Consider the following 21,068-nt stretch of genomic DNA (forward strand, 5'->3'; position numbering starts at 1 on the left):
AATCCATGGCCAGCAGGCCTGCGGGATGGGAATGCGGGCGAGAGCGGGGACAAAAAAAGGGAGGCTCACGCCTCCCTTTTCAGCTTTGTGTCGCTCAGGCTGCGAGGCTGGCCTTGGCTTGCACAACGAGTTGTGCAAACGTTGCCTTGTCGAACACAGCCAGATCGGCCAGCACCTTACGATCGATTGTGATCGAGGCGCGCTTGAGGCCGTTCATGAACTTGCTGTAGCTCAGGCCCAGTTCACGCGAAGCTGCATTGATACGTGCAATCCACAGCTGACGGAACTGACGCTTCCGTTGACGACGGTCACGGTAAGCATATTGACCTGCCTTCATCACCGCCTGTTTGGCGATGCGATAGACATTCTTACGACGACCACGATAACCCTTGGCAAGGGCCAGTACTTTTTTGTGACGGGCGCGGGCTGTTACACCACGTTTAACGCGAGGCATGGCTGATTTCCTTCCCTAGAAGATTAAGCAGAGTAAGGCAGCATGGCGCGAACGGAAGCCATGTTGGTCGGGTGGACCATCGTGGTGCCGCGCAGCTGGCGCTTGTTCTTGGTGGTCTTCTTGGTCAGGATGTGGCGCTTGAACGCTTTGCTGCGCTTGACGCCGCCATTGCCCAACACCTTCAAGCGCTTCTTGGCGCTCGACTTGGTCTTCATCTTCGGCATGACATACTCCAGAATTGCCTGGTTCTGATTAGGCGCTGGGCGGCGCGAACGCACTTAATACCCAACACCACGCTTTTTGCGGCAAGTGGCCGGTAGACCGGCCGGGGCTTGCCGCCACCCCGTATCGGTGATGCCTACTGCTTCTTCTTCGGTGCCAGCATCATGATCATCTGACGACCTTCAAGCTTGGGGAACTGCTCAACAACCGCCAGTTCAGCAAGATCAGATTCGATACGGCGCAACTGCGCCATGCCGATTTCCTGGTGCGCCATTTCACGACCACGATAACGCAAGGTGATCTTCGCCTTGTCGCCTTCTTCCAGGAAGCGCGTCACATTGCGCAGCTTGACCTGATAGTCGTTCTCGTCAGTGCCCGGACGGAATTTAACTTCCTTGATCTGGACCTGCTTGACCTTGAGCTTTTGCTCATGGCGCTTCTTGCTCTCGCGGTACTTGAACTTGCCGAAGTCCATCAAACGGCAAACCGGCGGGATCGCGTTAGGTGCAATCTCGACGAGATCCACTTCGCGCTCTTCGGCCATACGCAAGGCTTCAGCCAGGCTCACAATGCCGAGCTGTTCGTTGTTGTCGTCACTGAGACGCACTTCGCGGGCGGTAATTTCACCGTTGATCCGCAGCTCCTTATCTTGAGCGATAGCAGCTTACTCCCTAAGAAAAAATGAAAACCGCGCGTCCTACGCAGAACAGCCTCGTATCGCAACGAGGCCATCGGGCCCAATCAGATCAGCTCTGCCTTCCAGCGCGTAATCAGCGCATCCAGCGTCATCTGACCCAGATCTTCACCACCGCGGGAACGCACGGCAACTAATCCGGCAGACTTTTCCTTATCGCCCAGCACAATCTGATAAGGCAGCTTCTGCAAGCTATGTTCGCGGATTTTAAAGCTTATTTTGTCGCTTCTCAAGTCCGACTCGACACGGAAGCCCGCTTCCTTGAGTTTTGCGGTGACATCCAGTGCGTAATCGGCCTGATGCTCACTGATGCTCATCACCACCGCTTGCACGGGTGCAAGCCACAACGGAAACGCACCAGCATGATTCTCGATCAGGATACCCAAGAATCGCTCCAGCGAACCCAGGATCGCACGATGCAGCATGACGGGACGCTTACGGGCACTTTCTTCCGAGCTGACGTACTCCGCATCAAGACGTTCCGGCAACACGAAATCCAGCTGCAGGGTACCGCACTGCCAGGAACGGCCCAGCGCATCCTTGATGTGATATTCGATCTTGGGGCCATAGAAAGCCCCCTCACCCGGCAGCTCTTCCCATTCCACGCCACAGGCACGCAAGGCATCACGCAGGCCGTTTTCCGCCTTGTCCCAAGTCTCATCGGTGCCGGCACGCTTTTCAGGGCGCAGGCTGAGCTTGATGGCGACGTTATCAAAACCGAAATCGCGATAGACCGACATCGCCAGCTCGTTGAAAGCGCGGGACTCAGCCACGATCTGGTCTTCGGTACAGAAGATATGCGCATCATCCTGGACAAAACCGCGCACCCGCAGGATGCCATGCAGGGCACCCGATGGCTCGTTGCGATGGCAGGCGCCAAACTCCGCGAGGCGCATCGGCAGGTCACGGTACGAACGCAGGCCGCTGTTGAAGATTTGCACATGGGCCGGACAGTTCATCGGCTTGACCGCGTAATCGCGCTTCTCCGACTCCGTCGTGAACATGTTCTCGCGATAGTTTTCCCAGTGGCCTGACTTCTCCCACAGCACACGATCCATGACCATGGGCGTGCGAACCTCTTGGTAGCCCGCCCTGTCTAGCCGCTTGCGCATGTATTGCTCGACGGACTGCCACAGGCTCCAACCCTTGGGATGCCAGAACACCATCCCAGGCGCCTCATCCTGCATATGAAACAGGTCGAGCTGCCTACCCAGCTTGCGGTGATCGCGCTTCTCGGCCTCTTCCAGCATATGGAGATGCTGTTCGAGATCTTCCTTCTTGGCCCAGGCCGTGCCGTAAATACGTTGCAGCATCTCGTTACGGCTGTCACCACGCCAGTAAGCGCCCGCCACTTTCATCAGCTTGAAAACCTTGAGCTTCCCCGTTGACGGGACATGCGGGCCGCGGCACAGGTCCGTAAACTCGCCTTCGCGATATAGCGACAAAGCCTCATTGGAGGGGATGCTCTCAATGATTTCGGCCTTGTACTTCTCGCCGATGCCATTGAAATAGGCCACTGCCTCATCCCGCGAGAGCTCATAACGTTCGACGGGAATATCCCGCTTGGCCAGCTCGGCCATCTTGTTCTCGATCGCCGTCAGGTCTTCGGGTGTGAAGGGGCGCTTGTAGCTGAAGTCGTAAAAGAAACCATGCTCAATGACCGGGCCGATCGTGACCTGCGCCTCAGGGAACAGCGACTTCACCGCATAGGCAAGCAAATGCGCGGTGGAGTGGCGAATCACCTCAAGACCATCAGGATCCTTATCCGTCACGATGGCCAACTGAACATCACGGTCGATCAGATAAGAGGTGTCGACCAGCTTGCCGTCGACCTTGCCGGCAAGGGCAGCGCGGGCAAGGCCGGCACCGATGCTGGCGGCCACATCGGCAACGCGCAGGGGTTGGTCATAACTGCGCTGGGAGCCGTCGGGAAGCGTGACGATGGGCATTTGGTTCCACCTTTGCAAATACTGCGAACGATACAGACGAAAAAAAAGTGCGACCTAAGTCGCACTTTTCTTTGAACAAACGAATTCCGAAAGCCGACTCAGCCCTGATTGAGTGTGCCGGTAGTAGTAGTTCGGAATGACATGATCATTTGCTCCGATGTTGGTAGGCGCGATTGGACTCGAACCAACGACCCCCACCATGTCAAGGTGGTGCTCTAACCAGCTGAGCTACGCGCCTGAAGAGCTGCGCATTCTAGGGATTGCATCCGCTTCTGGCAAGCCCCCGATGCAAATTTAGTTTCCCGGCTGTCGCCACAGGTAGCGCATCACAAACCCGGGGTAGGCGGCCACAACAAACAGCGCAAACGTTGTCGCATAGAACGGCCACTTCTGATCATGCACAGGCCCGACACGACTTTCCAGCCAAAGACCCAGCCCGCCGACCAGCACGTACAGCAGGCAGAGCTCGATCAGACGCCAGCCCAGCGACTTACCCGCGGCAACCTTGGGGCCTATCAGGAAGAGGCGCTCAACCATGAATGGCAAATTGGCGGCCAAGGCCGCCAATCCGAGATAAACGATCAGCGCAGCGCTCACAGCACGCCCAAGCTGTTACGAATCGACTCATAGCACAGCTGAAGCAGGCGATTTGGAGCCAGGCCAATAACGACAATGGCCAGACAATTCACGGACAACAGTACGCGCATGTCGAAGTTTGCCACGATCGGGCTAGCGTCCTGTGGCTCATCCATGAACATCAGCTTGACTACGCGGAGGTAGTAGAAAGCGCCCACCAGCGAGAACAATACTGCAATCACCGCCAGCACCACCATGTCACGCTCGACAATGGCCTGAATCACCGCCAGCTTGGCGAAGAAACCGACGAACATCGGGATGCCCGCCATCGAAAACATGACAATCAGCAACATCCAAGCAAACCATGGGCTGCGTTTGGCTAGACCTTTCAGGTCAGACAGGCGTTCTGCCTCGAATCCTTGACGGCTCATCAACAAGATCATGCCGAAACCAGCAACGGACATGATGGCGTAGGCCAATGCGTAGAACATTGCCGACGAGTAGCCCTGAACAGTGCCCGCAACCATACCCAGCAGCAGGAAACCCATATGGGAAATCGTGGAGTAAGCCAGCATCCGCTTGAAATTGGTCTGCGCGATCGCGACTACATTGCCGACACCGATGGACAGCACGGCCAATACGATCAGCATGCCCTGCCAATCCGGTTGCAGGCCGGGTAAACCCTGAACCAGCAGGCGCATGATGAAACCGAATGCAGCCAGCTTAGGCGCCGAACCGATCAACAGCGTGATAGGGGTAGGCGCACCTTGATAGACATCCGGCACCCACATGTGGAACGGCACATTGCCCAACTTAAAGCCGATACCGGTCACCACGAACACCAGACCAAAAATCAGCAAGTTACGATTAGCGGAACCATCGGCGATCTTGTTCGCAATCGTCGGCAAGTCGAGGCTACCAGTAGCGCCATAGAGCATCGACATACCATACAGCAGCATGCCCGACGCTAGCGCACCGAGAACGAAGTACTTCATGGCGGCTTCCGTCGCCACTTGGGAGTCACGCGGTAGCGCCACCAAGCCATAGAGCGACAAGGACAGCAACTCAAGGCCCACATACAGGGTGAGCATGTTGTTGCTCGAAGCCATCACCATCATGCCCAGCAGGGCAAACAGGGTAAGAGTGAAGACCTCGCCACGGTACATTTGCCGGTCTGCCGCATAGGTACGGGCGTAGACAAACATGAGGCCTACGGCGCCATACATGCCCAGCTTCAACACATCTGCCATGGCATCGGCAACAAACATGCCGGTAAATGCAGTGCGCGGGGCCCAGGAGAAGCCCTCCACCGTGAGCACCGCGGCGCCCAGAAGGGTCAGCAGTGACAGCACATAGGTGATATCGCGACGTTCGTCCTTGACGAAGAGATCAATGAGCAGCACAGCCGAGGTGGCGCAAAGCAGCCAGATCTCGGGGAGCGCAGCGAGCAGATTCAAACTTGCGAGCGTCATTCTTGATGTAATCCCGGAGCGATGACCTTGGCTGTCAGGGCAGCTTGGTCTGTTTGACCTGAGAGATCAGCGTGTCAACGCTGGTATGCATTTTCGACGTAAAAGCCTCTGGATACAGGCCCATGCCCAGCACGGCAACCGCGAGCACCGCCAGCACAGAGAATTCACGTGCGTTGATGTCTTTGAGTTCGGCAACATGCTCATTGGCAACCTCGCCAAAGACGACACGCTTGTACATCCACAAGGTGTAGGCGGCACCGAAAATCAGGGTGGTCGCGGCAAAGAATGCGTACCAGAAGTTCACTTTGACCGCCGCGATAATCACCATGAACTCACCCACAAAGCCCGAGGTGGCCGGCAAACCTGAGTTAGCCATGGCAAACAAGAGTGCAAACGCTGCGAACTTGGGCATCGTGTTGGCGACGCCACCGTAATCGGCAATCTTGCGGCTGTGCACACGGTCATACATGACCCCGATACAGAAGAACATGGCAGCCGAAACAAAGCCGTGGGAAATCATCTGGATCAGGGCACCCTCAACCCCGTAGGTCGTGGGTGCACCATCCATGAACATGTAGAACCCGAGGGTGACAAAGCCCATGTGCGAGATCGACGAATAAGCGACGAGCTTCTTCATATCGGTCTGTACCAGTGCGACGAGGCCGATATACACCACGGCGATCAGCGACAGGCCAATAATGATCCAGCCCCACTCACGCGCGGCATCCGGCGCAATGGGTAATGCGAAACGCAGGAAACCGTAAGCGCCCAATTTCAGGGTAATCGCAGCAAGCACCATGGAACCACCTGTTGGTGCTTCAACGTGCGCATCCGGCAACCAGGTGTGAACCGGGAACATCGGCACCTTCACGGCGAAAGCAAAGAAGAACGCGATCATCAGGAATCCCTGCACGCCCAGCGGCAAGGCCACGCGCTGGAACTCGCTGATCTCGAAGCTCTTGCCCACCTTGAAGTACAGGTAAATGAAGGCGACCAGCAGCAGCAGCGAACCCATCAAGGTATACAGGAACAACTTGATGGCGGCGTACACGCGGTTTGCACCACCCCAGATACCGACGATCAGGTAAAGCGGGATCAGCATCGCCTCGAAGAACACGTAGAACAACATTGCGTCCATCGATGCAAAGGCACCGTTGATCAAACCCGACATGATCAGAAAAGCGGCCATGTACTGCGCAACGCGTTCCTGTATGACCTCCCAACCAGCGATGACTACCAGCAAGGTGGTGAACGCATTGAGAATCACAAAGAACATGGACAGGCCGTCAACACCAAGATGGTAGTTAACGTTGAATGCTGGAATCCACGGGTACAGCTCTTCGAACTGGGCCCCGCCATGCAGGGGTGCAAAACCCGTGTACAAGGGCAGCGTGACCAGAAAGCCCAGCAGCGCACCCACCAGCGCCACCATACGGGCCCAGCCCGCATTGCGATCACCGCCGGTCGCCATGACGATAAGGCCGGCCACGATGGGCACCCAAATCGCCAGACTCAACAGATGTTCAGACATATCAACCCTTAAACGCGCAAATTGTTGTTATGTGCCAGTACGGCGTCTCAGTAAGAGAAGCCCAGTAGTCTGAGCAGTGCTTGCAGGTGGCCATTGAACCAGGCAAGCGCGAGCATCACGCCAATAATCATGGCGAATGCATAGTGATAGATGTAACCCGTCTGAATGCGACGGACCAGGCTCGCGGACAAACCCACGAGTTTGGCTGCGCCGTTGACAAACAAGCCGTCGATAATCAGGGTGTCGCCGCCCTTCCAGAACACCTTGCCAATTCCACGGCCAAAGGCAGCAAAGCCCTGAATGTAGAGGTGATCCATGTAGTACTTGTTTTCCATCAGGGTATACAGCGGCATGACGCGCGCTTTGATGGCCGCCGGGATATCCGGGCGCTTCATGTAGAAGAACCAGGAAACCACCACACCCGCCAAGGCAAGCCAGAAAGGCGCCGTGACAAGACCGTGGATTGCCATCGCTGTCGCGCCATGGAACTTCTCGGACAGCTCACGCATGACCGGATGCAGATCGCTGTAGATCACCCCGTCGAAGAAGCCGCCATACAGCATCGGTTCGATCGCAATGAAACCGATCAGTACCGATGGAACAGCCAGCGCGATCAGGGGTAGCGTGACCACCCATGGCGACTCATGTGGCTTGTCGTTCGGGCCGAGGCCGTGGTGGTGATCATCGTGTGCATGGTCTTCATGGTGATCGTGCTTGACCTGCATCCAGCGCTCTTGTCCATGGAAAACCAGGAAGTACATCCGGAATGAATAGAAAGCCGTCACGAAGACGCCGATCAGCACGGCCCAATATGCAAAACCCGCAGCCGGCAAGGTAGAGGCATGTACGGCCTCGATGATCGAATCCTTGGAATAGAAACCGGAGAGCAGCGGCGTACCAATCAGTGCTAGCGAGCCGAGCAGCGACGTGATCCAGGTGATGGGCATGTACTTGCGCAGGCCACCCATATTGCGGATGTCCTGATCATGGTGCATGCCCATGATGACGGAGCCGGCACCGAGGAACAGCAACGCTTTGAAGAACGCATGCGTCATCAAGTGGAAAACGGCGACCGAGTACGCGGACGCGCCCAGCGCCACTGTCATGTAACCCAGTTGCGACAGGGTCGAATAGGCAACAACGCGCTTGATGTCGTTCTGGATGATGCCCAGGAAACCCATGAACAAGGCCGTGATGGCGCCGATGACCATGATGAAATTCAAGGCCGTGTCGCTCAACTCGAAAATCGGCGACATGCGGGCAACCATGAAAATACCTGCGGTCACCATGGTGGCAGCGTGAATGAGTGCCGAAATCGGTGTCGGGCCTTCCATCGAATCAGGCAGCCAGACATGCAGCGGGAACTGGGCAGACTTACCCATGGCACCCACAAACAACAAGATGCAGGTGACCGCCAGCAAGGACCAGGTCACGCCGGGGAACAAGCTGATGGTGGCGTCTTTGAGTGCAGGCGCCTTGGCAAACACTTCGGCGTAATCAAACGAACCGAAATGGGCAAGCACCAAACCAATGCCCAGCAAGAAGCCGAAGTCGCCAACGCGGTTGACCAGGAACGCCTTGAGATTGGCGAAAATGGCGGTCGGGCGCTTGAACCAAAAACCGATCAGCAGGTAGGAAACCAGGCCCACTGCCTCCCAGCCGAAGAACAGCTGGACGAAGTTGTTGCTCATGACGAGCATCAACATCGAGAACGTGAACAGCGAAATGTAGCTGAAGAAGCGCTGGTAACCCGGGTCTTCCTCCATATAGCCGATCGTATAGATGTGCACCATCAGCGAAACGAAGGTAACAACGACCATCATCATGGCCGTCAGTTTGTCGACCAGGAAACCAACGGACACATCCAGTCCGTCAATCGTCATCCAGGTGTACACATTGCCGTTATAGGCCTGGCCACCATTGAGCTGATCAAACAGCACATAGAACGAGCCGACACACGAGGCGGCCACGCCCAGAATCGTGACCCAGTGCGCGCCGGCGCGCCCCACGAAGCGGCCAAACAGGCCCGCCACAATGGCGCCAAAAAGCGGAAACAGGGCGATCAGCAGGTAGAGCGTAGGTTTATCCATGTCTGCGCGGGCAAATTCTTGTTGGTTTGTCGGGCTCGGCTCATCAGCCCTTGAGGCTGTCGAGGTCTTCTACATTGATGGAGCGTTTGCTACGGAACAGCACGACGAGAATCGCCAAGCCAATAGCAGATTCTGCCGCTGCCACCGTCAGGATGAAGAACACGAAAATCTGCCCTGCGGTGTCGCCCAGATACTTGGAAAAGGCGATGAAGTTCATGTTGACGGCAAGCAGCATCAATTCGATCGCCATCAGCAGCACGATCACGTTCTTGCGATTCATGAAGATGCCGAATACCGAGATCGCAAACAGGATCGCGGCAAGCACAAGGTAGTGGGTCAGCGTCATGGGTTACAGGCTCGTTTTCGTTTGCGCTCAGGCCGACGGCTTGTCAGCAGCGTCGTCACTCGTTTCGGTCGAGGGTTGTTCAACCTCGGCGGCCATTTTCACGATACGCACACGGTCTGCGCGCTTCACGGCAATCTGTTCTGCAGGATTGATGTACTTGGTGTTTTTGCGTTTGCGCAGCGTCAAGGTAACAGCAGCAATCATTGCCACCAGCAGCAGTACGGCAGCCAGCTCGAACTGCAGCAGGTACTGCGTGTAGATCGGCACGCCCAGCTGTTTGATGTTGGAAACACCATCAGGCAGCGGCGCAACCGACGAGAAAGACTGCAGACCCGTGCTGGGCGCAATCAGGATGAGCACCATTTCAACGGCCATGATGGCGGCCACGATGCCTGCAACCGGGAAGTAATGCCAGAAGCCTTCACGCAGCTCTTCGAAGTTGATATCCAGCATCATCACGACGAACAGGAACAGCACCATCACCGCGCCCACGTAGACCAGTACCAGCGAAATGGCGAGGAACTCGGCCTCGATCAACATCCACAGCACAGCGCCGGTGAAGAACGACAGCACAAGACTGAGCGCCGCATGCACCGGGTTCTTCGCTGTAATGACGCGCAGTGCGGAAACGATCAGGATCGCCGCAAAAACGTAAAAGATGACAATGGTCAGGCTCATGGCAGCCGGCTCGATCTTGATCGTTTATCGGTATTTGGCATCGGCTTCACGGTGACGGGCAATCTCTGCCTCGTAACGGTCACCTACAGCCAGCAACATGGGTTTGGTGTAATAGAGATCACCGCGCTTTTCACCGTGATACTCCAGCACATGCGTCTCAACAATGGCATCGACCGGACAGGCTTCTTCACAGAAACCACAGAAAATGCACTTGGTCAGATCGATGTCATAACGTGAAGTACGGCGAGTACCGTCATCACGTACTTCGGATTCGATCGTGATCGCCATTGCGGGGCAGACTGCCTCGCACAGCTTGCAGGCAATACAGCGCTCCTCACCGTTGGCGTAGCGCCGCTGGGCATGCAAGCCGCGGAAGCGTGGCGAGTACGGCGTTTTTTCTTCCGGAAACTGCACCGTGATCTTGCGCTGGAACAAGTGGCGCCCTGTCAGGGCCATGCCCTTGACAAGTTCGACCAGCAAGAAGGTTTTGAAGAAATTCTGAATGGTTTCCATTTATCGCCTGCCCGCTTACCAGATCGAGTACGGGGTTTGCATCCACGCCGCCACGACGACGATCCAGACCAAGGTCACGGGGATGAATACTTTCCAGCCCAAACGCATCAGCTGGTCATAGCGGTAGCGCGGGAAGGTTGCGCGGAACCACAGGAAGAGGAACATCACGAAGGCCATCTTGATGAACAGCCAGTGGAAACCGGCAGCGCCCAGATAAGGCACGGATGCAGGCAGCGGCGACAGCCAGCCCCCCAGGAACATGATCGATGTCATCGCGCCGATCAGCCACATGTTCGCGTACTCGCCCAGGAAGAACAGGGCAAAGCTCATACCCGAGTACTCGATCATGTGACCCGCAACAATTTCCGACTCGCCTTCAGCAACATCAAATGGTGCGCGGTTGGTCTCGGCTACGCCGGAGATCAGGTACACCAGCAAGAGCGGGAACAATGGGAGCCAGTTCCAGGACAGAATGGAACCACCGCCAATCCCTTGTGCCTGCTGATTGACGATATCGGTGAGATTAAGACTACCCGACACCATCAGCACGCCAACCAGGGCAAAGCCCATGGCGAGCTCATAGGAAATGACCTGCGCCGACGCACGGAGTGCGCCAAGAAAGGCGTACTTGGAATTGGAGGCCCAGCCGGCGACGATGACGCCATAAACACCCAGCGACGTGATTGCCATCACATAGAGCAAGCCGGCATTCACATTGGCCAGCACCACATCCGGTGCAAACGGAATGACAGCCCAGGCTGCGAGTGAAGGCGCCAGCACCATGATGGGGGCAAAGAAAAACAAGCCGGTAGAGGCCGCGCTCGGAGAAATGATTTCCTTGAGCAGCAACTTCACGCCGTCGGCAATGGGTTGCAGTAGACCAAACGGACCCACACGATTCGGGCCGATGCGGATCTGCATGTAGCCAATCACCTTGCGCTCAGCCAGTGTCAGGTAGGCGACGCAGCCGAACAGCGGACCGACGATCAGGATGATCTTGAGCAGGGTCCAGGCGACCAAGCCCAAGGTCGGGCCCAAGGAAGACAGGAAGAGGTTGTGGAGCGTGTCGATCATCTGGCTCTCCTCAGGCACGCGTCACGTCGACAGGGCCGATGGCCTTGCCAAGTCCAATGGTACTGGGGTGTGAGGTCGCCAGACGTACGACGTCTACAGCCAGACCTGCATCAATCACCACCGCGCCCGTCATGCTGCGATCACCCTGACTGACTCTTGCTGCATCACCGCTCGACAACCCCAGACGCGCCGCCGTCGCCGGCGACAAACCAATGCCGGGCGCTGCTGCATCGCGGGTTTTCTGCAAGGAGGAGGCACGGCGCACCAGCGAGTCCGCCTGATAGATCGGTACTTCGCCCAGACGAACAAGTTCGTTTGCAACGGTATTGATCTGAACGGCATGCTCAACCTGGTTATCCAGCTTGGCAGAAATGCCCGCTTCACCAGATGGCAGGGCGGCCTTGCGAACGGCATCCACGCTATCGAGGTCGAAACCTTCGATCCCGAGCAGATTGCCCAAGACACGCAGCACTTTCCATGCAGGACGGCTGTCACCAAGCGGCTTGACCACGCCATTGAAGGTCTGCAGGCGGCCTTCCATATTGATGAAGCTACCTGCCGTTTCGGTAAACGGCCCGACAGGCAGCAGCACATCCGCGTAATCGACGGCGGCATGCTTGAATGGCGACAGGGCCACTACCATCTCGGCCTGCTTGAGCATATCCAGCCCGGCCTCACCATGAAGGCCATCGAATTCGGGTTCGGCATTCAGGAGAACAACTGCCTTGCGCGCTTGGGCAAAGGCATCCGCCATACGTAAGCCCAGCACCTGCGCACCCACCGTATTGGCGGCTTCGCTGGCAAAGCCCAGTACAGCGCCAGTAATCTGGGCCAGCTGTGTAGCCAGTGCAGCAAGTTCCACTGCGCGCGGATGATGTGCTGCCAGATTGCCCAGCAGGATAGACGCGTGCTGTCCTTCGGCCGTGGCCGCATCAATCAGCATCTGCGCAATCGCATGCGCGTCCGGACCGACTTCAACGGTAGCCACGTCGGCAGGAACCGCTACTTGGCGGATCTCTGCGGCAGCCTTGACCACGGCCGCCAAGGACTCCACCCATGCATCAGGGCGTCGGATCAGCTTGGCACTGATGGTGGTCTGCAATGCATCATCAGCCGCATGCAGAACAGCCAGCTTGGCGCCGCGCTTGACGCTCTGGCGAAGTCGCTGTGCAAGCAGAGGCTGCTCTTTGCGCAGGGTCGAGCCGACAACAAACACTGCCTTGCTTTGCTCCAGCGCCACAATACTCTGACCCAACCAGAGGGAGCCCTTGGAGGCAGATGCCAAGCGGCTATCTGCAGTACGGCCGCCGACAAAGGCGCTCGCACCCGCAACCGAGTGACTGATCTTGTTGAGAAGGAACAGCTCTTCCAGCGTCGAGTGTGGCGTAGCGACCAAAGCGAGTGACTCGGCCCCATGGTCGCGAGCGACGGACTTGAGACCATTGGCGACATACTCAAGCGCAGTCTGCCAATCCGTCTCGATCCACTGACCGCCCTGCTTCAGCAAGGGTCGGGTCAAACGTTGGTCGCTATTCAACGCCTCGTACGAGTAGCGATCGCGATCCGCAATCCAGCATTCGTTAACGGACTCGTTTTCCAGAGGCAGCACACGCATGACACGGTCGCCCTTGACCTGGACTACCAGATTGGCACCAAGACCATCATGGGGGCTCACGCTCTTGCGGCGCGACAATTCCCAGGTACGAGCCGTGTAGCGGAAAGGCTTGGACGTCAGGGCGCCCACCGGGCACAGATCGATGACGTTGCCGGAGATTTCGGAATCCACCGTCATGCCGATAAAGGACATGATCTCCGAGTGCTCACCACGACCGGCCATGCCGATCTCTTGCAGACCAGCCACCTCTTCGGTGAAGCGGACACAGCGGGTGCAATGGATGCAGCGGGTCATGTCGGTGGAGATCAGCGGGCCGAGGTCCTTGTTCGGGACCACACGCTTTTCTTCCTGATAGCGCGAAGAAGAAGCGCCATAACCCACCGCGAGATCCTGCAACTGACACTCGCCGCCTTGGTCACAGATCGGACAGTCTAGCGGATGGTTGATCAGCAGGAATTCCATCACGCCTTCTTGTGCCTTGACGGCCATATCAGAGTGCGTGTGAACCTTCATACCGTCACTGACCGGCGTGGCGCAGGCTGGCAATGGCTTGGGAGCCTTTTCTACCTGAACCAGACACATCCGGCAGTTGGCAGCAATCGACAGCTTCTTGTGATAACAGAAGTGCGGAATGTACGTACCAATGGAACGTGCGGCCTCAATCACCGTCGTTCCGTTCGGGACAGTCAGTTTGGTACCGTCGATTTCAATTTCAAGCATGGTCGGGCTACCCGATCAATTGTCCACCCGGCTTAGTAGCCAGGAACGATGCACTTCTTGTGTTCAATGTGGTGCAGGAACTCATCACGGAAATGCTTGAGCATGCCCTGTACAGGCATGACTGCCGCATCACCCAGGGCACAAATGGTTCTGCCCGCGATGTTCTTGCCCACAGACTCCAGCAAATCCAGATCCTCGGGGCGCCCCTGACCATTTTCGATCCGGTCGACTACCCGATACAGCCAGCCGGTGCCTTCACGACAAGGCGTGCACTGGCCACACGATTCTTCGTAATAGAAATACGAGAGTCTGCGCAGTGCCTTGACCATGCAGACGGTCTCATCCATCACGATAACGGCACCGGAGCCCAGCATGGACCCCGCCTTGGCGATGGCATCGTAGTCCATCGTCGTTTCCATCATGATGTGCGCAGGCAGCACAGGCGCGGACGAACCGCCAGGAATCACGGCCTTGAGCTTCTTGCCACCACGCATGCCGCCGGCCATTTCGAGCAGTTCGCTGAATGGCGTGCCCAGCGGCACTTCAAAGTTACCAGGGCGATTCACATGGCCCGAAACCGAAAACAGTTTGGTGCCGCCGTTGTTGGGCTTGCCCAGCTCAAGAAACTTCTGGCCACCCTCGCGGATGATGTAAGGCACCGAGGCAAAGGTCTCGGTGTTATTGATGGTGGTCGGCTTGCCATACAGACCGAAGCTCGCCGGGAAAGGCGGCTTGAAGCGCGGCTGGCCCTTCTTGCCTTCGAGCGACTCCAGCAAGGCCGTTTCCTCACCGCAAATGTAAGCACCATAACCATGGTGCCCATGCAGCTCGAAACTGAAATCACTGCCGAGGATGCGCTCACCGAGAAATCCGGCCCGGCGCGCTTCTTCCAGCGCGGCTTCAAAGCGCTGATAGGCTTCGAACACTTCACCGTGGATGTAGTTGTATCCGACTGTGATACCCATCGCGTACCCGCCAATGATCATGCCTTCGATCAGTGCGTGCGGGTTGTACTGGATGATGTCGAGATCTTTGAAGGTACCGGGCTCACCCTCGTCGGTATTGCAGACGAGATATTTCTGGCCCGGGAAGCTGCGCGGCATGAAGGACCACTTGAGCCCCGTGGGGAAGCCGGCACCACCACGACCGCGCAATGAAGATGCCTTCACTTCGGCAATCACCGCGTCCTGGGTCATGCCCTCGGCAATGATCTTCTTGAGGGCAGCGTAGCCGCCACGCTTTACATAGGCATCCAGCGTCCAGCAATTGGGGTCGTCGAAGTCGACTCCGTCGAACACTACGCCCTTGACGTAAACGGTCATGCGCTTAGTTCCCGGCCTGTGTCAGTTCCGCCAGCTTGCGATCAATCGCATCTGGGGTCATGTGGTTGCACATAGTGTGGTTATTCACCAGCATTACCGGCGCGTACCCGCAAGCGCCCATGCATTCACCCTCCTTCAGGGTGAAGCGGCCGTCCGCGGTCGTCTCGTTGTAGCCGATACCCAACTTCTGTTGCAGATATTCGCCAGCATCTGCACCACCAGACAGCGCGCAGGGCAGGTTCGTGCAGACGGTCAACTTGTACTTACCCACCGGTGCACGGTCGTACATGTTGTAGAACGTGGCGACTTCATGCGCCGCCATCGGCGCGATGCCCAGATAGTCGGCAACAAACTTGATGGTATCGCTGGACAACCAGCCCTTTTCAGTCTGGGCAATGCGCAGGGCCGACATCACGGCCGAGCGCTTCTGGTCCGCCGGATACTTGGCAAGCTCGCGATCAATCTGCGCCAGCGAGTCGGGGGTAAGCCCGTGGTTGATGTCAGTCATCGGTCAATCTCTCCGAACACGATATCCATCGTGCCGATAATGGCAACGACGTCGGAAATCATGTGGCCACGCGCCACCTCATCCAGCGCGGCGAGGTGTGCAAAGCCCGGTGCACGAATTTTCAGGCGGTAGGGTTTGTTGGCGCCATCGGAAACCAGGTAGATGCCGAACTCGCCCTTGGGATGCTCAACCGCAGCGTAAGCCTCACCCTCAGGAACGTGCATGCCTTCCGTGAACAGCTTGAAATGATGGATCAGCTCTTCCATGTTCGTCTTCATATCGAGACGGGAAGGCGGTGCCACCTTGTGGTTGCTGACAATGACCGGGCCGGGGTTGCTACGCAGCCAATCCACACATTGCTTGATGATGCGGTTGGACTGGCGCATTTCTTCAATACGGCACAGATAGCGGTCGTAGCAGTCGCCATTGACCCCCACTGGGATGTCGAAATCCAGCTTGTCGTAGACTTCGTAAGGCTGCTTCTTGCGCAAATCCCACTCCACACCGGAGCCGCGCAACATTGGGCCAGTCAGCCCCAGCTCCTGAGCGCGCTCGGGGCTGATCACGCCGATACCGACGGTACGCTGCTTCCAGATGCGGTTATCCGTCAGCAGCGTTTCGTACTCATCCACATACTTCGGGAAACGCTGGGTAAAGTCTTCGATGAAGTCGAGCAGCGAACCTTGGCGGTTCTCGTTGAGCCGGCTAATGGCAGCGGCATTGCGCACTTTGGATGCCTGATACTGCGGCATCGCGTCAGGCAAATCACGGTAAACGCCGCCTGGGCGATAGTAGGCCGCATGCATGCGCGCACCAGACACCGCCTCATAGCAATCCATCAGGTCTTCACGCTCGCGGAAAGCGTAGAGGAAGACCGTCATGGCGCCACAGTCGAGACCATGTGCACCAATCCACATCAGATGATTCAGCACGCGCGTGATTTCATCGAACATCACGCGGATGTATTGGGCGCGGATAGGCACATCGATGCCTAGCAGCTTCTCGATCGCCATGACATAGGCGTGCTCATTGGACATCATCGACACATAGTCGAGACGATCCATGTAGGGAACCGACTGGATGAAGGTTTTGTGCTCGGCCAGCTTCTCGGTTGCACGATGCAGCAAACCGATGTGCGGATCGGCACGCTGCACAACCTCGCCATCCAACTCCAGCACCAGACGCAGCACGCCGTGCGCTGCCGGATGCTGAGGGCCAAAATTCAGGGTGTAGTTCTTGATCTCAGACACCGTAGTTCTCCTCGCGAATGATGCGCGGCGTGACTTCGCGCGGCTCGATGGAGACTGGCTGGTAGATCACCCGGCGCTGTACCGGGTCGTAACGCATTTCAACATGGCCAGACAAGGGGAAGTCCTTGCGGAACGGATGGCCGACAAAGCCGTAGTCAGTAAGGATGCGGCGCAAGTCGGGGTGTCCGGCGAAAACAATGCCGTAAAGATCGAAGGCTTCGCGCTCGAACCAGTTGACGCCGGCCCAGACCTCCACCATCGAGGCCACCACAGGGAACTCGTCGTCTTCGCAAAACACCCGCACACGTAGACGCTGATTCAGGGCCACCGACAAGAGGTGGTAAACCACCGCAAAGCGTCGACCCTCCCAGCTGCTGTCTTTGTAGGTGCTGTAGTCCATGCCGCACACGTCGACACAGGACTTGAACTGGAAATCCGGATGCGCACACAGGGTGCGGCTGACCTCGGGCCAATCGGCAGCGCGGACCACCAGGGTCAGCTCGTTGAGTGCCTTTGTCACGGAAACGGCCTTGTCACCCAAGGCCGTTTGCAGCAACTGATGAAGCGCGTCTAGTTTGCTTGCCATGATCGAGTTCTTGATTAACGCGCGATGGTATTGGTGCGCTTGATCTTGTTCTGCAGCTGGATCAGCCCGTACAGCAAGGCCTCCGCTGTAGGCGGACAGCCGGGCACATACACATCCACCGGCACGATGCGGTCACAACCACGCACAACCGAGTAGGAGTAGTGATAGTAGCCACCACCATTTGCGCAAGAACCCATCGACAAGACCCAGCGAGGCTCAGGCATCTGGTCGTAAACCTTGCGCAAGGCCGGGGCCATCTTGTTGCAGAGCGTGCCGGCAACAATCATCAGATCGGACTGGCGGGGACTCGGGCGGAACACGATACCGAAGCGATCCAGATCGTAGCGGGACGCACCAGCCTGCATCATCTCGACCGCGCAGCACGCAAGGCCGAAGGTCATCGGCCAGAGGGAGCCAGTACGGGTCCAGTTGACGACCGTATCAATGGTCGTGGTGACGAAGCCTTTTTCCAAGACATTCTGGCCCACGGGATTTTCTGCTACTCCCATTCCAGCGCCCCCTTCTTCCATTCATAGATAAAGCCAACCACCAGAATCGCCAAAAACACCATCATTGCCAGGAAACCGGCAAAGCCGACTTCTTTGATGACAGCCGCCCATGGCAACAGGAAGGCCACTTCAAGATCGAACAGGATGAACAGGATGGCCACGAGGTAGTACCGCACATCGAACTGCATGCGCGCATCCTCGAACGCCTCAAAACCGCACTCATAGGGCGAGAGCTTTGCCGAATCAGGGCGATTGGTGCCCAACAACGCACCAACCAACTTACCCAACGCCATGGGGGCAACCCCAACCAGCAATCCCACTACCATGAACAGCAGGACCGGGAAGTAACTTTCGAGCATGGACGCTCTCCGATTCGGTTTTCAGTTTCGGATTTTGCAGCGACAACGAACATTGCCGCAGACGCTACCGTAACGATGACCTGTATACAGTAGCCGATTTGATTTGGTGCCGACAGTGAGACTCGAACTCACACAGCTTGCGCCACTACCCCCTCAAGATAGCGTGTCTACCAATTTCACCATGTCGGCACAGCAAGAACTCAACTTACGAGGATCAGTCAGGAATACTGTTTTGCTTACCCTGATCGACCGGCACAGCAGGCACCTGACCCGAGGTCGTGGCAGGCGCAGTTTTCACCACATCAGACATCACACCACCGCCAGAAGTGGCCACCACATTGGTGTCGATCTTCACAAGTGCGAGCAGCGTGCAGAAGAAAATTGTAGCACCAACGGCCGTCGCCCTGCTCAGAAAATTTGCCGAACCCGTGGCACCAAACAGGCTACCCGCCGAGCCGCCGCCAAAGGCTGCGCCCATATCCGCACCCTTGCCATGCTGCAAGAGCACCAACACGATCACAACCAGGGCAGACAGAACGTTCAGCACCTGAATAACGCTTTTGAAGATTTCCATAATCAACTCGCAGCTCGGCAAATTTCACCGAATTCTTTTGCATCCAGCGAAGCACCGCCAACCAAGACGCCATCCACCGCCGAAAGCGCAAGGATATCCGCCGCATTCACCGCCTTGACGCTACCACCGTAAAGTACGGCATAGCTTGCACCAAGGCAGCGCTTGATAAATTCATGCATCTGAGCAATCTGCTCCAGTGAAGCAGCCCGCCCTGTACCTATCGCCCAGATCGGCTCGTAAGCCACGCAAAAGCGCTTGGGCGTTGCGCCGCGTGCCATCAGCGTATGAAGCTGCGCCAACTGCGACTCGATCTTTGCTTCCGCCCTGCCACCATCGCGCTCTGCCAGCGTCTCGCCAACGCAGACTACGCCGAACAAACCCACCTCAAGCAGGCGCGCCAGCTTGTTCATGACCGACTCGTCGGTTTCGGCGAAATACCGCCGCCGCTCTGAGTGGCCGATGATGGCTAGATGACACCCGACATCACGCAACATCCGCGCAGACACTTCACCAGTGTAGGCGCCGTCTCCGTGCTCGCTGACATTCTGGGCGCCCAGTCGCAAGGACGAACCGGCCAGTCGCTCACCCGCCCGTTGCAGATAGGGCGAGGGGACACATACCGATACATCCGCGGGCAATGTCTGCTTCAGCAATTGATCGAGCACATCATCGATCACCACTGCCGAACCGTTCATTTTCCAGTTGCCGACTATATGCTTGCGTTTCATGAGCACTCACCCGGCATCCAGCAAAGGCCGCGGATTCTAATCGCTCACCCGGAACGAGTCAAACCAGCCAGCCCATCACCGGCGTGCAGTTGTAATCTTTTCGAAATATACGATGATTATCATCTGGCTCGTCCCTGAATCCTGGCGGCCACGCTTACGGCTAGCGAAGGTTCATGCACTCACAGTTTAGATAGATACAAACGGAGAAACAGCATGCAATGGTCATTCGGTCGTAAGTTGTTGGTTACTGCCATCATCGGTCTCGGCGCAACCGTCGCTCAAGCAGCAGACATCACCGGCGCAGGCGCCAGCTTTCCTTACCCGCTGTATGCAAAGTGGGCTGAGGTCTACAAGCAGAAAACCGGCAACGGCCTGAACTATCAGTCGATCGGCTCGGGTGGCGGCATCAAGCAGATCCAGGCCAAGACCGTGGACTTTGGCGCATCGGATGCCCCGTTGAAGCCAGAAGAGCTCGCCAAGAGCGGCCTGCAGCAATTCCCCACTGTGATGGGCGGCGTGGTACCGGTCTACAATCTGCCCGGCGTGCCGGCAGGCCAGCTCAAGCTGACACCCGCGCTGCTCGCTGATATTTACCTCGGCAAGATCAAGACCTGGAATGACCCGGCGATCGCCGCGCTGAACAAGGGTGTGGCGCTGCCCCAGCTGGCCATCAATATCATTCGCCGCGCCGATGGCTCGGGCACTACGTTCATCTTCACCAATTACCTCTCGAAGATCAGCCCCGAGTGGAAGTCCAAGGTGGGCGAAGGTACCGCGGTGGCTTGGCCAGCCGGTGTAGGCGGCAAAGGTAACGAAGGCGTCGCTGCTTATGTTCAGCGCCTCAAGGGTGCCATCGGCTATGTCGAGTACGCTTACGCCAAGAAGAACAAGCTCGCCCACGTTGCCCTGCAGAACCGCGATGGCGCGTTCGTGACGCCGAGCGAAGAGTCGTTCAAGGCGGCCGCTGCATACGCCGACTGGAAGAACGCACCGGGCTTCTATGAGATCCTGACCAACGAACCGGGCAAGGCATCGTGGCCCATCGTCGGCGCCACCTTTATCCTGATGCACACCAAGCAGGACAAGGGAGCGCAGGCTCAAGAAGTGCTGAAGTTCTTCGATTGGGCCTACAGTGCCGAAGGCGACAAGATGGCACTGGATCTGGACTACATCCCCATGCCGGATGAAGTGGTGGCACAGATCAAGGCATCGTGGAAAAAGATGACTGACAATCAAGGCGCGGCCGTAATCAAGTAAACTTCGCGCCCAACCCGCCTTAATCCGGCGGGATCACACAG

General features: G+C 57.2%; 22 protein-coding genes and 2 tRNA genes. 1 reads left to right on the forward strand and 23 read right to left on the reverse strand.

Annotated features, from left to right (window positions below; translation table 11 throughout):
* Positions 1–94 precede the first annotated feature (94 nt).
* The 23 genes from rplT to tpiA all read right to left on the reverse strand — a co-directional run bounded on the left by rplT (position 95) and on the right by tpiA (position 19,770).
* Positions 95–454, reverse strand: a complete 360-nt coding sequence (gene rplT / locus O9X62_RS01485; protein WP_269531005.1) for a 50S ribosomal protein L20 — start codon at positions 452–454, stop codon at positions 95–97.
* 23 nt (positions 455–477) lie between these two features.
* Positions 478–678, reverse strand: coding sequence for a 50S ribosomal protein L35 (gene rpmI, locus O9X62_RS01490; protein ID WP_269531006.1), 201 nt, complete (start codon positions 676–678; stop codon positions 478–480).
* A 134-nt stretch (positions 679–812) separates the two neighbouring features.
* Positions 813–1,334, reverse strand: coding sequence for a translation initiation factor IF-3 (infC, locus tag O9X62_RS01495; RefSeq protein WP_269531831.1), 522 nt, complete (start codon positions 1,332–1,334; stop codon positions 813–815).
* An 83-nt stretch (positions 1,335–1,417) separates the two neighbouring features.
* The gene (gene thrS, locus O9X62_RS01500; RefSeq protein WP_269531007.1) at positions 1,418–3,319 is read right to left on the reverse strand and encodes a threonine--tRNA ligase; all 1,902 of its coding nucleotides are present in this window, start codon (positions 3,317–3,319) and stop codon (positions 1,418–1,420) included.
* 161 nt (positions 3,320–3,480) lie between these two features.
* Positions 3,481–3,557: transfer RNA gene (locus O9X62_RS01505), tRNA-Val, on the reverse strand.
* Between the two features lie 56 nt (positions 3,558–3,613).
* Complete coding sequence (locus tag O9X62_RS01510) at positions 3,614–3,916, reverse strand: DUF2818 family protein (RefSeq protein WP_269531008.1); 303 nt, start codon at positions 3,914–3,916, stop codon at positions 3,614–3,616.
* Positions 3,913–5,367 carry an NADH-quinone oxidoreductase subunit NuoN gene (gene nuoN / locus O9X62_RS01515; RefSeq protein ID WP_269531009.1) on the reverse strand — a complete coding sequence of 485 codons (1,455 nt, stop codon included), beginning with the start codon at positions 5,365–5,367 and terminating at the stop codon, positions 3,913–3,915. Before nuoN ends, O9X62_RS01510 begins: the two co-directional genes overlap by 4 nt.
* A 34-nt stretch (positions 5,368–5,401) precedes the next feature.
* Complete coding sequence (locus O9X62_RS01520) at positions 5,402–6,898, reverse strand: NADH-quinone oxidoreductase subunit M (protein ID WP_269531010.1); 1,497 nt, start codon at positions 6,896–6,898, stop codon at positions 5,402–5,404.
* A gap of 47 nt (positions 6,899–6,945) precedes the next feature.
* The gene (nuoL, locus tag O9X62_RS01525) at positions 6,946–8,988 is read right to left on the reverse strand and encodes an NADH-quinone oxidoreductase subunit L (RefSeq protein WP_269531011.1); all 2,043 of its coding nucleotides are present in this window, start codon (positions 8,986–8,988) and stop codon (positions 6,946–6,948) included.
* 43 nt (positions 8,989–9,031) lie between these two features.
* Positions 9,032–9,334 (reverse strand): NADH-quinone oxidoreductase subunit NuoK, encoded by a 303-nt coding sequence (nuoK, locus tag O9X62_RS01530; RefSeq protein ID WP_269531012.1) that lies wholly within the window; start codon positions 9,332–9,334, stop codon positions 9,032–9,034.
* Between the two features lie 27 nt (positions 9,335–9,361).
* Positions 9,362–10,012 carry an NADH-quinone oxidoreductase subunit J gene (locus O9X62_RS01535; RefSeq protein WP_269531013.1) on the reverse strand — a complete coding sequence of 217 codons (651 nt, stop codon included), beginning with the start codon at positions 10,010–10,012 and terminating at the stop codon, positions 9,362–9,364.
* Between the two features lie 24 nt (positions 10,013–10,036).
* Positions 10,037–10,525, reverse strand: coding sequence for an NADH-quinone oxidoreductase subunit NuoI (gene nuoI, locus O9X62_RS01540; protein ID WP_269531014.1), 489 nt, complete (start codon positions 10,523–10,525; stop codon positions 10,037–10,039).
* A 15-nt stretch (positions 10,526–10,540) separates the two neighbouring features.
* Positions 10,541–11,599: an NADH-quinone oxidoreductase subunit NuoH gene (nuoH, locus tag O9X62_RS01545; RefSeq protein WP_269531015.1), complete on the reverse strand. Its 1,059-nt coding sequence runs from the start codon at positions 11,597–11,599 to the stop codon at positions 10,541–10,543.
* A gap of 10 nt (positions 11,600–11,609) precedes the next feature.
* Positions 11,610–13,934, reverse strand: a complete 2,325-nt coding sequence (gene nuoG, locus O9X62_RS01550) for an NADH-quinone oxidoreductase subunit NuoG (protein WP_269531016.1) — start codon at positions 13,932–13,934, stop codon at positions 11,610–11,612.
* A 32-nt stretch (positions 13,935–13,966) separates the two neighbouring features.
* The gene (gene nuoF, locus O9X62_RS01555; protein ID WP_269531017.1) at positions 13,967–15,256 is read right to left on the reverse strand and encodes an NADH-quinone oxidoreductase subunit NuoF; all 1,290 of its coding nucleotides are present in this window, start codon (positions 15,254–15,256) and stop codon (positions 13,967–13,969) included.
* Between the two features lie 4 nt (positions 15,257–15,260).
* A complete protein-coding gene (gene nuoE, locus O9X62_RS01560) occupies positions 15,261–15,764 on the reverse strand; it encodes an NADH-quinone oxidoreductase subunit NuoE (protein ID WP_269531018.1) in 504 nt (167 codons plus the stop codon).
* Positions 15,761–17,014 carry an NADH-quinone oxidoreductase subunit D gene (locus tag O9X62_RS01565; RefSeq protein ID WP_269531019.1) on the reverse strand — a complete coding sequence of 418 codons (1,254 nt, stop codon included), beginning with the start codon at positions 17,012–17,014 and terminating at the stop codon, positions 15,761–15,763. The genes nuoE and O9X62_RS01565 overlap by 4 nt, the downstream gene beginning before the upstream one ends.
* Positions 17,007–17,600, reverse strand: coding sequence for an NADH-quinone oxidoreductase subunit C (locus O9X62_RS01570; RefSeq protein ID WP_269531020.1), 594 nt, complete (start codon positions 17,598–17,600; stop codon positions 17,007–17,009). Before O9X62_RS01570 ends, O9X62_RS01565 begins: the two co-directional genes overlap by 8 nt.
* Positions 17,601–17,614: 14 nt before the next feature.
* On the reverse strand, positions 17,615–18,109 hold the full coding sequence (locus O9X62_RS01575; RefSeq protein ID WP_374708379.1) for an NADH-quinone oxidoreductase subunit B family protein: 495 nt from the start codon (positions 18,107–18,109) through the stop codon (positions 17,615–17,617).
* Complete coding sequence (locus O9X62_RS01580; RefSeq protein ID WP_269531022.1) at positions 18,100–18,468, reverse strand: NADH-quinone oxidoreductase subunit A; 369 nt, start codon at positions 18,466–18,468, stop codon at positions 18,100–18,102. Before O9X62_RS01580 ends, O9X62_RS01575 begins: the two co-directional genes overlap by 10 nt.
* Before the next feature lie 104 nt (positions 18,469–18,572).
* A tRNA-Leu gene (locus tag O9X62_RS01585) sits at positions 18,573–18,657 on the reverse strand.
* Between the two features lie 25 nt (positions 18,658–18,682).
* A complete protein-coding gene (gene secG, locus O9X62_RS01590) occupies positions 18,683–19,042 on the reverse strand; it encodes a preprotein translocase subunit SecG (RefSeq protein ID WP_269531023.1) in 360 nt (119 codons plus the stop codon).
* Between the two features lie 2 nt (positions 19,043–19,044).
* Entirely contained in the window at positions 19,045–19,770 is a 726-nt protein-coding gene (tpiA, locus tag O9X62_RS01595) for a triose-phosphate isomerase (protein ID WP_269531024.1), read from the reverse strand.
* A 213-nt stretch (positions 19,771–19,983) separates the two neighbouring features.
* Here tpiA and pstS point away from each other — a divergent pair, with 213 nt between their 5' ends.
* Complete coding sequence (gene pstS / locus O9X62_RS01600) at positions 19,984–21,027, forward strand: phosphate ABC transporter substrate-binding protein PstS (RefSeq protein ID WP_269531025.1); 1,044 nt, start codon at positions 19,984–19,986, stop codon at positions 21,025–21,027.
* Positions 21,028–21,068 lie beyond the last annotated feature (41 nt).

It is taken from the genome of Chitinimonas sp. BJYL2 (assembly GCF_027257935.1).
In the GTDB taxonomy this organism is placed as follows: domain Bacteria; phylum Pseudomonadota; class Gammaproteobacteria; order Burkholderiales; family Chitinimonadaceae; genus Chitinimonas.